The 13,535-nt window shown below is 46.3% G+C and carries 13 protein-coding genes and 1 tRNA gene; 8 read left to right on the forward strand and 6 right to left on the reverse strand.

The window, feature by feature from the left end; all coding sequences use genetic code 11:
* Window positions 1-164 (forward strand): cold-shock protein (locus CHL76_RS10355; protein WP_094909179.1); only part of this gene is annotated, 164 nt, incomplete at its 5' end.
* Window positions 165-287: 123 nt separating this feature from the next.
* Here CHL76_RS10355 and CHL76_RS17380 read toward each other — a convergent pair.
* On the reverse strand, window positions 288-422 hold the full coding sequence (locus CHL76_RS17380; protein WP_261763931.1) for a hypothetical protein: 135 nt from the start codon (window positions 420-422) through the stop codon (window positions 288-290).
* Window positions 423-551: 129 nt separating this feature from the next.
* The gene (locus tag CHL76_RS10360) at window positions 552-1,139 is read right to left on the reverse strand and encodes a hypothetical protein (protein ID WP_233133357.1); all 588 of its coding nucleotides are present in this window, start codon (window positions 1,137-1,139) and stop codon (window positions 552-554) included.
* 172 nt (window positions 1,140-1,311) lie between these two features.
* Here CHL76_RS10360 and CHL76_RS10365 point away from each other — a divergent pair.
* Together CHL76_RS10365 and CHL76_RS10370 are read left to right on the forward strand one after the other, a co-directional pair.
* Window positions 1,312-1,398: transfer RNA gene (locus CHL76_RS10365), tRNA-Leu, on the forward strand.
* Window positions 1,399-1,575: 177 nt separating this feature from the next.
* On the forward strand, window positions 1,576-2,295 hold the full coding sequence (locus CHL76_RS10370) for an NAD-dependent deacylase (RefSeq protein WP_094908504.1): 720 nt from the start codon (window positions 1,576-1,578) through the stop codon (window positions 2,293-2,295).
* 36 nt (window positions 2,296-2,331) lie between these two features.
* On the opposite strand, the gene CHL76_RS10375 is transcribed toward CHL76_RS10370, so the two are convergent.
* Entirely contained in the window at window positions 2,332-2,643 is a 312-nt protein-coding gene (locus CHL76_RS10375) for a flavodoxin domain-containing protein (protein WP_147041507.1), read from the reverse strand.
* Window positions 2,644-2,744: 101 nt separating this feature from the next.
* Here CHL76_RS10375 and CHL76_RS10380 point away from each other — a divergent pair, with 101 nt between their 5' ends.
* Window positions 2,745-3,305 (forward strand): nitroreductase family protein, encoded by a 561-nt coding sequence (locus CHL76_RS10380; RefSeq protein ID WP_079474277.1) that lies wholly within the window; start codon window positions 2,745-2,747, stop codon window positions 3,303-3,305.
* Window positions 3,306-3,359: 54 nt separating this feature from the next.
* Here the strand turns inward: CHL76_RS10380 and CHL76_RS10385 are convergent, their stop codons facing one another.
* Window positions 3,360-4,610 carry a YeeE/YedE family protein gene (locus CHL76_RS10385; RefSeq protein WP_094908506.1) on the reverse strand — a complete coding sequence of 417 codons (1,251 nt, stop codon included), beginning with the start codon at window positions 4,608-4,610 and terminating at the stop codon, window positions 3,360-3,362.
* A 167-nt stretch (window positions 4,611-4,777) separates the two neighbouring features.
* Between CHL76_RS10385 and CHL76_RS10390 the strand changes: the two genes are divergently transcribed.
* The 4 genes from CHL76_RS10390 (at window position 4,778) to CHL76_RS10405 (ending at window position 10,329) form a co-directional block, all read left to right on the forward strand.
* Window positions 4,778-5,653: a TetR/AcrR family transcriptional regulator gene (locus tag CHL76_RS10390; RefSeq protein ID WP_158219151.1), complete on the forward strand. Its 876-nt coding sequence runs from the start codon at window positions 4,778-4,780 to the stop codon at window positions 5,651-5,653.
* A gap of 251 nt (window positions 5,654-5,904) precedes the next feature.
* A complete protein-coding gene (locus CHL76_RS10395; RefSeq protein WP_079474274.1) occupies window positions 5,905-7,377 on the forward strand; it encodes an MDR family MFS transporter in 1,473 nt (490 codons plus the stop codon).
* A gap of 190 nt (window positions 7,378-7,567) precedes the next feature.
* Window positions 7,568-9,844: a 5-methyltetrahydropteroyltriglutamate--homocysteine S-methyltransferase gene (gene metE, locus CHL76_RS10400; RefSeq protein WP_079474273.1), complete on the forward strand. Its 2,277-nt coding sequence runs from the start codon at window positions 7,568-7,570 to the stop codon at window positions 9,842-9,844.
* Window positions 9,845-9,909: 65 nt separating this feature from the next.
* A complete protein-coding gene (locus CHL76_RS10405) occupies window positions 9,910-10,329 on the forward strand; it encodes a GNAT family N-acetyltransferase (RefSeq protein ID WP_079474272.1) in 420 nt (139 codons plus the stop codon).
* A gap of 39 nt (window positions 10,330-10,368) precedes the next feature.
* On the opposite strand, the gene CHL76_RS10410 is transcribed toward CHL76_RS10405, so the two are convergent.
* Together CHL76_RS10410 and CHL76_RS10415 are read right to left on the reverse strand one after the other, a co-directional pair.
* Window positions 10,369-13,035: an MMPL family transporter gene (locus CHL76_RS10410; RefSeq protein WP_094908508.1), complete on the reverse strand. Its 2,667-nt coding sequence runs from the start codon at window positions 13,033-13,035 to the stop codon at window positions 10,369-10,371.
* Window positions 13,032-13,484 carry a MarR family winged helix-turn-helix transcriptional regulator gene (locus CHL76_RS10415; protein WP_079474270.1) on the reverse strand — a complete coding sequence of 151 codons (453 nt, stop codon included), beginning with the start codon at window positions 13,482-13,484 and terminating at the stop codon, window positions 13,032-13,034. The genes CHL76_RS10410 and CHL76_RS10415 overlap by 4 nt, the downstream gene beginning before the upstream one ends.
* Window positions 13,485-13,535: the final 51 nt, after the last annotated feature.

Here is a 13,535-nt window from a genome sequence, read left to right on the forward strand (position 1 = left end):
AAGGTTTTGGCTTCATCGAGCGCGAAGGCGCAGACGACGTTTTCGTTCACTTCTCCGCTATCCAGGAAGAAGGCTTTAAAACCTTAGAAGAAGGACAAACGGTAGAATTCGAAATAGTAGAAGGCGACCGCGGCCCACAAGCTGCAAACGTCACTAAAAACTAATTAAGCCATATATAAACCTCTTTCCTTTTTGGAGAGAGGTTTTTTCTTGTTGCTTTCGGACGTCCACACATACAAAAAAAGAATACCCAAAAACCGGGTATTCCTAATGCAGGATATTATTCACTAGCGGCGCCTGAATGTTTCAAGAAAAGCATGTACAATTTCTACCGACTGAAAAGCAAAAATGCTGAGTGCCGAAAGGGATAAGAGCCCCATAATGACAAAGCGCATATTCTGAACTAGATGCAAAGCCCACATGTTATCCCTCCTTTTGATATATTTCTATCATACTCCCCTGTCACACGTTTGCAACAATTTTGTGTTATTTTTCAGTATATCTTCTGTTCTCCTTGGCCAAGAGGGGCTCTTCATCCGAAAGACTGAATTTTAATTAAAGGGAAACCACTTCTTCACTTTATTTTTCCAATACTTGACGGAAAAGTATTCAAATATATAAGTTAAAATCAAACCGTATAAAATAACTCCGAACAGACTCAGCACTACCATTGTTCCCTGACCAAGTGCCGTAACCGGCTCAATGTTAGAGCGCCCGAACATGACAAGCGCCATGAGTACGCTCAGGGCAGAGGTCCACAGGGAATCTGCCGGAGGTTCGATCCCCCACACCCAGATCACGAAACAGATGTATAATATTAAAATACCGCCCCAGACATAATACTGATGCTGACGGCTTAAATACCGAATAAGCGGCATTGTATAAAATTTAGTAATCGTTTTGAGCCGGAACAGATGAATAATTCTTGCCAGTCGTGCAAACTGAAAGATCGCATCTAATGGTATAATAGCTATTAATAAAAACGGGTGTGTTTTAACGAACTCCCATTTCCGCTCTGCCCGAAAAAATCGGAAAGCATAATCAAGCGTGAATAATGCCCAGGTGGTCCAAATAATATAGCCGGACACTTCTGTGTCGTACCAAATAGTGCCTACAGATAGAATGGCAAGTATCACCATAATGGCTTCATATAGTCTCTTCCCAAATTCCTGGTCCCTCTTTTCACCCATAATTAAAGACTCGCTTTCCTGTTTGTTTTCTTCTAAGCTTTAATCGTACTATATTTATAAAAAAAACAGCAAATCTTCTATTGCACAATTCGCTACTACTGGTTATAATAGAATTTGTCTTGCGGATGTGGCGGAACTGGCAGACGCGCACGGTTCAGGTCCGTGTGAGCTTACGCTCTTGGAGGTTCGAATCCTCTCATCCGCACCATTCCTTATATAACGAATACACCAGGCTTTTTCAGGCTGGTGTTTTTTTATGCTTTTATCCCTTTATTCTATCATGAACTTCCCCGAAGACACCTCCCCTTTTATTGGTGTAAGCAGTGGGTAAAGACGGGTATTGAATTACAGCAGTAATCAATGAGCAGACGTTAGGAGGATTAAGTTGAGCAGACAGCTGGCAGGATGGCTTCAAGCATCCAAATACAGTGTTGTAATGACCGGCGCGGGAATGTCTACGGATAGCGGGCTCCCGGATTTCCGTTCATCTTCGGGACTTTGGAGCAATTATGACCCAAAGCAGTTAGCCACGGTCGAAGCCCTTGAACACCAAAATGAAGCATTCACAAGTTTCTACCAATGGCGCCTGCAGTCCTTACTCGAAGCATCTCCAAATAAAGGCCACGAAGTTTTAGCCCATTGGGAACAGCAGGGCATCCTGCAGCATGTCATAACCCAAAACGTAGATGGTTTTCACCAGGCGGCCGGCCAGCAACATGTTTCTGCTTTGCACGGCAGCCTGCGGGAGATCCATTGTCACATTTGCGGCCGGCCGGCAGCGCAGGAGGATTTTTTAAACAGATCTTCTCTTTGTCCGAATTGCGGCGGCAAACTGCGGCCAGGTATTGTCCTGTTTGGTGAAATGCTGCCGGAACATGATATTCAACAAGCGCAGGAGGCTACCTCGTCCTGTGATTTATTTATCGTGCTCGGGTCAAGCCTCCAGGTAGCACCTGCTTCCCTGTTTCCAATGGAAGCAAAAGAGAACGGAGCCAGGCTTGTTATCGTAAACCAGGAAGATACAGATCTCGATTCGCGGGCAGATTTAACCTTCCCCGGGGCTTCTATTCAAGACGTTCTTCTAGAAACAAATGCGTATATGTAACTAAAGAAGCTTCCAGTCGTCGCTGGATGCTTCTTTTTATGGAATAGCGCTGGTTTTCACTTTCTTTTTCTGCAGTAACGCATCTACAAGTTTACGGGCCGCCCTGGCTTCTTCCTCTCTCGGATCAATTTCCACTTTCAGCGGCGCAGCTACTATCTGCGCTCCATGCTTTTGGAACCGGCCCTCTATCAAGTCGAGGGCCCGCCCATATTTTGGATACATGAAGTCGCACGAGCCGAACAGTGCTACCTGCAAACCTTTTAACTGTATTTCTCCCATTTCTGCATAATTATCCTCTACTTCATAGTGAAGACCTCCGCCCCTAGGTGTAAGTACCAAATAATACACCGTCGTATATATTCAAATGAGCCAGCTCAGGCTCTTCTATTAATTCGTCTATATGTTAAAATAGTAAATGATAATCATTTTCAACTTAGGAGGCACCTCTTATGACCGATATAGCCAGCACCCCACTTGCACAAACCATTCAATCTCGGCGTAGCATTAAAAAGTTTACAGAGCAGCCGGTAGATAAACAAACAATTCTTGAATTACTTGAAGTTTCCAAATGGGCGCCTGACCATGGCATACGTGAGCCGTGGCGCTTTCTGCTTTTTCTTGGCAGCGGTACAGAAAAACTTGCAGAGGCTCTCGCCGATTACCAGGAGCACGAAGGTTCAAAAAAACCCGAAAAAGTGCGGGCCCAAATTTCCGAGCTCCCCGGGGCCCTGCTTGTCGTCAACCAGGCAGAGGAAAAAACGGAAAAATGGGAAGAGGATTTTGGCGCGGCCTCTACTCTTATTCAAAACTTTCAGCTGTTAAGCTGGGAGCAAAATATCGGTATGATTTGGAAAACGGGAGATTATATATATTCAGATCGTTTCAAGAAGTCCCTTGGTATCGAACCGAAAGAAACTATTGTCGGCATGCTGCAGCTTGGCTATTTTGAAAAAACGCCAAAAGCAAAACCACGAACATCCATTAAAGAAAAAATTAATATTTTTGAATGAAAAGCTCATTTTCCATAAAAAAACCTTCCTGAACGCCAGGAAGGTTTTTTCGTATTAACAGAACGTATCTTTTGGTTTGGGTACAGAAAGACCGAACAACGGCCGTAGGAAAAGAGCCAGGAATGTACCGGCTAACGCAAATACTGCCCATACATAGCCGTGGACACTAAAGGAGGCAATACCACCAAAGTAAGCACCGATGTTACATCCAAAAGCGAGCCGTGCTCCGTAACCCATCAAAAGGCCGCCGATAATAGAGGCAGAAGCGTTGCCGATAGTCACTTTTGTAAACTTAAACAAACCGCCTGCTGCTGAAGCAATAAATGCGCCTAAAATTACGCCAAAGTTCAGTACAGTAGTGGAGTCGGCAAATATGGTAGTCTGCAGAGCCTGCGCACTTTCCCCGCTCCAATAATCCCAGCCTGAAGCATTGATGCCTACTGCTTCAGCTGCTTTGGATCCCCAAAGTGCAAACGCCGAGGTAATTCCCCACGGCTGGCCGCGTGTAAGCAGGGTTAAAGCATTTAATACAGCAAGAACTACTGCTGCAATCATCATTGGCCAGGAACCGCGGAAAATGCGTTTCCAGCCGCTCGCTGTAGGCAGAGTAGCCATTGCCGGCGGGTTTTTCTTTTTATCAATAATTAATGTCACTGCGATCACAGCGGCAAAAATAAGCAAAGATACTATCCAGGCCCCCGCATATCCAAGACCGGTGGACGTTGCCAGCGATATCGACCCGAAGGAAGGTGTTTCATCTGTCCAGAACGAAAGATGATACGCTCCAACGGTAGAGCCGACAATGAAAAAGAGCAGCGTAATGAACATATTCGTCCGACCGCCGCCTACTGCATACAGCGTTCCGGAAGCGCACCCTCCTCCGAGCTGCATTCCCAGCCCGAACATAAATGAACCAACGACAACACTCACGCCAACAGGGCTGACGTAGCCGGCAGCTTCCCCTCCAAAAAATGTTGAACCAATAGCAAGAATTGGCGCGAACAGGGTGACCGCTGCCGCCAGCATTACCATGTGAGCTCTTAGCGCCTGGCCGTTACCGACAGACATCAAACGCCGAAACGCCGATGTAAATCCAAACCTGGCGTGAAATAGTGTGTATCCTAAAAGAAGCCCAATAGTAAGCAAAAGTGGCTGTACGATCGCCTGGGTTAATGCAAGATATAAAGTTAAGATAGCAAATACGATCAACCCGCCGGTAACCAGCTTATTTTGAGGAGCTCCCAGTTTCTTGGAAGCTTTCTCGGCAGTTTCCTGCTGGGAAACGGGCTGTACTGTTACTGCCATTATAATCCCCCATTCCTATCTTTTTAGTCAGTTTTACGTTCTTTATCTTAAATATTTTTTTAAAGATAGTCAAAGATGTTGCTTTTGTAACGAAAATTTACTATTATTAATGAGTTGAAACTTAAAGGTACTAAAAAAACTATATAGTTTTAAGGGGGGGCATGGGCATGGATGAAAAGAAAATATACATTCAGCAGACTGCAATGCAGCTGTTTTCCAACCAGGGGTTCTTTCACACCTCAGTACAGGATATTGCTGAAGCGTGCCGGATGTCCAAAGCTTCTATTTATAAAATTTTTCATTCTAAAGAAGACATTCTCGCCCAAATTGTAAGGGATAATTTAAACCATATTATTCATCGTGCCAATTACGCCCGCAACGAGCAGTCTAAGCAGCCCCGGGATCAGCTGATTGCCAAGCTGTCGAGGGAAATTGAAGGCCTCTTGGAGCATCGCGAATATGTGTGGATGCTTTACCAATCTGCTTCCATCAACAAACAGTCTGACGACATTAAGGCCCTTTTAAAACAAGGCCAGCTTATTATGGTGAACTGGCATAAGGATACACTGCTCGAAGCATTTGGCACCGATATAGAGCCTTTCGTTTGGGACCTTGCGATATGCATGCAGGGAATGAGCAGAGAAATGATTGCATTTGCTGAAAAGGTTGACCGGCATAATTTTGATTTTGACCGTCTTGCTGAAGTATTAGTCACCAACATTGAAAGTATCATCAAACACAAGACGTCCTCGGCTTCTGTCTTTTCAAGCGAGGATATGGAGCCTTTCAATCTTCAGGGTCATTACGGCGAAATTGATCAAAAGGATTTATGGGATCGGACCATTCAGCAGGTACGGGCTTTCATTCATTACCGCTTTCCGTCCTATGAAAAAAAGCAGTGGGTCGAAGCAGTAGATCGTCTAAACCAGGAATTTTACGAACCCGAACCTGAAACAATTGTCATGGAATCATTGTTTTGTTTTCTCGAGAAGAAAGAAGAACTGCAGAGTAATATTAATATTCTGCGGGAGATTATTCAGTAGCTTTCGGATACCGGTATCGTTCATTTATTGCGGTTTTCTTGCTTTACCGACTTTTAAATCTTCACAGCCAAGTCTCAAACCGTCAGCACAAAAAGTCAGATATTTGTTTGTCCTGAAACAAGTTTCTTGATCTTTCCTGTGGCTGGCGTTATTATATGCTGACGAAAACTAAAAAGTACTTTAAAAACCGTTTCGTTTTATAGAAAATTTATACTCGAAAAATGTATTACATCATCGAAGGAGGGCTTCTCATGCCAGAAGAAGCAGCTACACAAATACCTGCTAAAACAAGAAATTTAATTATAGCGGTATTTCTTACCGGAGCGTTTATCGCTATTTTAAACCAGACCCTGCTCGCCGTGGCCATTCCAAGCATTATGGCTGATTTAAACGTGAGCGCCAACACAGCACAATGGGTAACGACCGTATTTATGCTTGTTAATGGCATTATGATTCCAATCACCGCCTTTCTTATTGAAAAATTTACTACCCGCGGGCTATTTTTATTTGCCATGTGTTCCTTCGCGCTTGGAACTCTGTTCGCAGCCCTCTCCCCAACCTTCGGCCTGCTCATGGCCGGAAGAGTAATTCAGGGCGTTGGTGCCGGTATTATGATTCCGTTAATGCAGACATCTATTATGACCATGTTCCCTATTTCCCAGCGCGGCCAGGCTATGGGGCTTGCCGGACTCGCCATTGCATTTGCACCGGCATTCGGCCCTACTCTTTCCGGCTGGGTCGTGGATTCATATTCCTGGAACACATTGTTTTACATTATTCTTCCGATCGCCATTGTTGACATTATTTTAGCGTACTTTTTGCTGAAAAATGTAACGGAGCTTAAGCATCCAAAGCTCGATTTACTATCGATTATGCTCTCGACTGCCGGATTCGGCGGCCTTTTGTATGGATTCAGCGCTGCCGGAAACACCGGCTGGGGAAGTGCCACCGTATTAACTACGCTTGCGATAGGCTCAGTTGCCTTGTTCTTGTTCATTTGGAGACAGCTTCATGTGGAACGCCCTATACTTGAGTTCCGTGTGCTGAAAAACCCTATCTTTACGTTGACGGTGGTCGTAGCCATGGCCTGTTTTGTTTCCATGGTCGGCTCCCAGACTCTCATCCCGCTGTATGTTCAGAACGCACGTGGTTTTTCCGCCCTTGATTCCGGCCTGATGCTTCTGCCGGGTGCTCTTTTAATGGGGCTGATGAGTCCTATTACCGGGCGCATTTTTGATAAAGTCGGGGGCCGAGGCCTCGCTATCACTGGCCTCTCCCTGTTAACAATCGGCACCATTCCGTATATGTTTTTAACGCAAGACTCATCCATCGTCTTCTTGACCGTTATGTTTGCCCTCCGCATGCTCGGTGTCGCAATGGTCATGATGCCAATGACGACTGCCGGCCTAAACCAGCTTCCGAATTCATTAATCGCCCACGGCACGGCGATGACGAATACGCTCCGCCAGGTAGCAGGATCCATTGGTACTGCCGTTCTGATTACCGTGATGTCCCAGAGCGCTTCTGGTGCTGCCCGGGCAGGCGAAGTGTCAAGCCAGACCGGCGCCTTAATTCATGGCATTAATGTGGCTTTTTTCGTAGCTTTAATTGCCGCTGTGGTCGGCCTTGTGCTTTCATTCTTTCTTAAAAACACAAGACCGGATACGATGGAAAAACGCGAGGTTCGTGGAAACAAAAGCAGCACAAAAGAAAGCAAAGCATAAACTCTCCTAATTTAACAAAGACACTCTCAGCAATGGCTGAGAGTGTCTTTTACTGTATTAAACGTGGAAATATTCTGTGAAATACCTTGACACTTTAACACAGAAAAAGATATAGTTTGGCTACATGGATGCCTCTCACATAAAGAATAGGAGGACAATCGAGTACTACTGGAAGGGAGAAAATAATTTAATGACAACATGGACAAGCAGCAACCTGGGCTACCCACGGTTAGGTGAAAAACGTGAATGGAAAAAAGCATTGGAATCCTACTGGAAAGGAAAGCTGGATAAGGGTTCTTTTCAACAACAAATCCGAGAACTCCGATTGGATTTCTTGAAAAAGCAACAGGAGCGCGGTGTGGATTCGATCCCCGTTGGTGATTTCTCGCTGTATGATCACGTACTTGATACTTCAGTGATGTTTGGGCTTGTGCCGGAGCGCTTTGATGCTTCCGAGGGCTATTCCTCCCTATCTACATATTTCGCTGTAGCCCGCGGTACGAAAGCATCGCCGGCAAGTGAAATGACCAAGTGGTTTAACACCAATTATCACTACATTGTGCCGGAGCTTCAAAACGCAAAGCCCCGCCTAGTGGATAACTACCCGTTAAAAGCTTATCAGGAGGCAGCGTCTGAATTAGGTATTGAAGGACGTCCATACCTAATCGGTCCTTATACTTTCCTGAAGCTTTCCAAAGGCTATGAAGACCATCAGTTTGAACAGCTGTTTAATGACCTTCTTCCTCTTTATGAAAAAGTACTGCGGCAGCTGCAGGACGCAGGAGCGAAAAGCGTTCAAATCGATGAGCCGGCATTTGTTCAGTCCTTTCCCGAAACAGATATTCCATTAATCCGGAAAGCATATGAGTTATTCAACCGCGAAGTACCTGAACTAGACCTGTTTGTACAAACGTATTTCGATAGCGTTTCTCATTATAAAGACATTATTTCTCTTCCAATCGCAGGTCTCGGCCTTGATTTTGTCCACGGTAAGGAAGGCAACTGGGCAAACATTCAAAATCACGGCTTCCCTGCAGGCAAAGTACTGGGCGCAGGGGTAATTGACGGACGCAACATTTGGAAAGCAGACGTGAAGGCCACTGTCGCTTTTGCCAAAGATATTCAGGCAGAAACGGGCAGTGAACATGTCGAAATCCAGCCGTCCTGCAGTCTTCTTCATACACCGGTGACGACCAGACACGAAACGCAGCTTGATCCGCTTTTGCTGGATGCTCTTTCTTTTGCTGATCAAAAGCTCGAAGAAATCGACCTCGTCACACGCACGTTAAACGGGGAAGACACGGCAGGAGAAATCGAAGAAAATACCGCTCAGCTTGCTCGTGTTAAAAACGCTCCGTGGCGCCAGGAAACAGCCGGCAACGCTACAGGCGACATTCCTTCCTCCCGGCCGCTTTCATTCGAGGAAAGAAGTCCGCTTCAGCAGGAAAAGTTTCAGCTCCCAAAGCTTCCTACCACTACTATCGGAAGCTTTCCGCAGACACGTGAGGTTCGGGTCGAACGCCGGCGGATGAGAAAAGGTGAAATTTCCGCAGAAGAATACGAAACGTACATTCAAAATAAAATGCAGGAATGGGTCGATATTCAGGAAGAGATCGGACTCGACGTTCTCGTGCATGGAGAGTTTGAACGTACAGACATGGTAGAGTTCTTTGGGGAAAAATTAGGCGGCTTCGCTTTCACCTCCAACGGCTGGGTACAATCCTATGGTTCACGATGTGTCAAACCGCCGGTCATTTACGGGAATGTCGAGTTTAAAGAACCAATGACCGTAAAAGAAACCAAATACGCCCAAACGCTGACCGAAAAGCCGATGAAGGGAATGCTTACCGGCCCGGTAACGATTCTGAACTGGAGTTTTGAACGCAATGACATTCCGAAAAAAGAAGTAGCCTTTCAAATTGCACGAGCCCTGAATGATGAGGTGCTCGCGCTTGAAAACGAAGGCATTGAAATGATCCAGGTGGACGAACCCGCCATTCGCGAAGGACTGCCGTTAAAACGGGCAGAATGGGACGAGTACTTGGAATGGACCGTTCACGCCTTCCGCCTTTCTACTTCTTCTGTCAAAGACACCACCCAGATTCATACACACATGTGCTATAGTGAGTTTCAGGATATGATTGAGTCGATCCGCGCGCTCGATGCCGACGTCATCTCGATTGAAACTTCCCGGAGCCACGGGGAACTTATTGAAACATTTGAAACAGCTGTTTATGACAAAGGCATCGGCCTTGGTGTTTATGACATTCACAGCCCGCGTGTGCCGGACGTGGAAGAAATGACTCAAATGATTGACCGAGCCCTGCGCGTGCTTCCGAGCAGCCTGTTTTGGGTAAATCCGGACTGCGGACTCAAAACACGTGATGTGCCGGAAACGATTGAAGCTCTTAAAAACATGGTCCGTGCTGCGGAAGAAGTAAGAAAAAATCTCGAACAGCATGCATAATTATCACTACGTAATAAGGCCCGGCCTTCCGGGCCTTATTTTCGTACGGAAAGGACATCCCATCTATGACTATGACTACTACATTTTTAAATAAACGGTCCGATTACAAAAAAGCATATGAAATTATTCAAACCCTGCGTCCTTCTCTCAGCTGGGAAGCCTTCCACGATTACCTCTCCCGTCATCCTTCATACCAGCTGCTCGCCTTAAAAGAAGATGGCGTGGTAGTCTCAGTATCCGGAGTGGAGCTTTTGGAAAGTCTCGCCTGGGGGAAACACGCCTGGGTTCATGAACTTGTGACGGCAGAGCACGCACGCTCCAATGGTCACGGCGAGAGACTTCTCCGGGCTATTCATCAACACGCAGAAAATCACGGATGCACAGAAGTAATTCTCTCCTCCGGCCTGCAGCGCGAAGACGCCCATCGCTTTTATGAACGTCTTGGTTATCACGCCTCAAGCTACGTTTTTCGGCATACCTTATAGCGCAAAAAACTCTGCCCCATGAAAGGCAGAGTTTCTTTTTTATCGCTCCTGTTGCTTTTGTTTTTTCTTTGGATTTTTTTCTTCGGAGTTAAAGCTGATTAATGCCGGAATTAATAATGGCAGCACGATAAGCCCAAACAGCAGCAGTCCGGTAATGACAACCGTTGCTACCTCAAGGAGAGTAAGCACTCCCGAAGGAAGCATTGCTGCAAACGTTCCTGACAGAATGATCGCTGCTGTAATGATCACCGTGCCCATCTTGATCATTGCCGTCTGCATCCCTGTACGTATACCGGCTTTAGCTTCTTCATTGTACCTGCTTAGCAGGAAGATGGAATAATCCACCCCGAGCGCTACAAGCATAACAAATCCGAAGAATGGTACCGGCCAGGCGATGCCCGGATATCCAAGCCCATTTACAAAAATCAGTTCTGTCACAGCCATCGCTGTAAAGTATGCAAGCACGAGCCCGCCGATAATATAAAGCGGCTGAATAATATTACGAAGCAAAATAATGAGTATCGCAAAAATACCGACAAGAACGATCAATACCGTCCGGTCAAAATCACTGGAGCTGACCGACTGTAGGTCGCTGTTCACACTCGGCACGCCTCCATATTCGATCGTCGTATCTTCAAGCGGCGTGCCCTGCGTATTCATTTCCATAACCTCTTTGACTTCTTCCGCACTTTGGATGGCTTCTTTGGAATAAGGATCCGCATTCAAGCCAACTTCAATGGTCATGCCATTTTCATTGTCGAATACGTAATTGGAGGCACCGTCCTGGAAGTCTTCATTCTCGATGGTATCTTCCGGAAGGTATACACCGGTGCCTTCAACATAATTTGCCTCAGACACCTCTCCGGTGAAGGTTTCAGCACTTTCAAGGCCGTCACTGATTTCGGTCAGCCCGTCACGGGAATCAGACACCCCGTTTTCGAGTGTTCCAAGCGTTTCGGCTAACTGCTCGAGCTCTGCCGTCTGTTGATCAAGCTCCTGCTGGCCTTCTTCAAGCCCGCTTTGAATCTCTGTAAGCTGCTGACTAATGCCGGCCAGCTGCTCTGAAGCTGCTGCTGCTTCCTGCGGGGAAGAAGCGTTTGCCAGCTGCGTGCTCACCTGCTCAAGCGCTGTATTCACTTCTCCGAGGCCGTCAGCAGCATCCTGCAGAGACGAATTCTCCGTATCATTGCTTCCAAGCTGTTCCTGGATGGAGCTAAGGCCATTTTCGACTTCCTGCAGCCCGCTCTCGGTTTCTTCAATGCCATCCCGGGCATCACTAATGCCATTGCTCACTTCCTCGAGCTGATTGTTTACATAAAAATCGTCAATAATATCTCCTGCCGGGCGTGTGGCGCTGCGCACCTCCTCCACCTCTTCCAGATTGGAGATTGAACGACTCAAGTCCTCTACATACGCAAGCGTGTCCGACTCCATCACCGAGTCGTCCGATTCGATGACGATCTGCATTGGAAGCGCCTGCCCGGAGCCAAGACCTTCTTCAATTAAGTTAAGCCCCGTAACTTCTTCCGTGTCCTGGTCAATTTCATCAATCGTGTCGTAAGACCGCGAATTATCAAATGTTAACAATAGCGGCACCGTAACGACAGCTACAATTAGAATAGCAAGCAGCGGACGGAACACGGAGATGTGGCTCAGCCATTTCCATATTTTACTGTCAGCATGGCCATTGTGCAGCTTCGACGGCCAAAATAAAGCTTTTTTTAATGTCAGCATAAAGAATGGCAGAATCGTCCAAAGAACGCCCGTTAACACCACTATGCCGACCGCCACCCCAACTCCGGACTGAAAGACGGAGAAGTTAGCGAAACCGATTGCCGTAAAGCCGACAAGCACGGCGAGCGCACTGTAAACCATCGTTTTACCGGCTGTTTTGTACGTCCTTATGATAGCTTTTTTATAGTCAAGGCCAGCGGCTAATTCCTCCCGGTACCTGCTCAACAGAAGAATACAGTAATCGGTGCCGATGCCAAACAGCACAGCTACCAGAAAAATCTGCGTATAGTTGGAGACCGGAAAGTTAAACCAGTCTACCAAATATGCGATAATCGACTGGCTGATCAAATACGTAAGACCGACAGCAATAAGCGGTACAAATGGAGTAATAACCGCACGGAACACAACAAACAACAGCGCAAGAATCAGCACTACTGTAATCACTTCCGTACGCTCGAGTCCTTCCTGGCTCGCTTCATTTACCTGCTGGTTTAAAAGCGACTCCCCGGTAACGTACATCTCCATATTCGAAGCTTCATCAAGACTACGAATCTCTTCAGCTGCATTAACCGCTGCATCATTGTTCCCTTCTATCGAGATCGGAATAACAACAACATTTTCTTCTGAGGCAACCAGCTGTTCTTCTGTTTCCTCACTGCCAAAGGGGTCCGTGACTTCTGAAATCCCTTCAATGTTTTCTTCTTCAATGGCAGTAATCAGTGATTGTATGTTTTCCTGCTCTTGTTCGCCAGCCTCGTTTTCTGTTTGGATCACGGCGCTGATGGTGTTGCCGCCCTCACCGTTTTCGTCCAATATTTCTTGAGCCTGAGAAGACGTTTCTTCTTCCGGTATTTGCAGCGTTTCTTTATCGGCGGCCAAATTGGATAAACTCGGGGAAACGACGGTAAGGGCTACAGTGAAAATAACTATTAATGCAGCTACCCACCAGCGAAACTGTAGTATTGTTTTCATCTTTGCTGTCCACCTTTTTGTAGTATGCTTCGTATTTTGTGAAAGGTCTGGATAAACTGCTCTACTTCCTCTGCGTTTATGTCCTGAAGCAGATCGGAGACATACTCATTTACGAGACGGGTATGCCGCTCGTGAGATGTTTTTCCTTCCGCGGTAATTTCCACGTACTTCACCCGCTGATCTTCACTGCTCGGCACAAATTTCACATAGCCGTTGTTTTCCATTTTTTTCAGGCGATTGGATAAAGCGCTCTTTCCGACGAGCATCCTGTTCTGGATTTCTGTCGACGTCATTGGCCCGTATTTCATTAAAAAATCCAGCAGCTCTACCTGTTCCGGAGAAATTTGGTTTAATAAATTATCGGGTATTTCATTTGTTATGCGGTTTCTGCCGAGAATCATTACTTCTGCGAACAGTTCCACCGCTTCCTCCATTTTTTGGTCCTTCATTAGTACACCCCCTGAACTATTTAGTAGTTTACCCCCTGAACTTTCATTCGT

The organism is Marinococcus halophilus, from assembly GCF_002265875.1.
In the GTDB taxonomy this organism is placed as follows: Bacteria; Bacillota; Bacilli; order Bacillales; family Marinococcaceae; genus Marinococcus; species Marinococcus halophilus.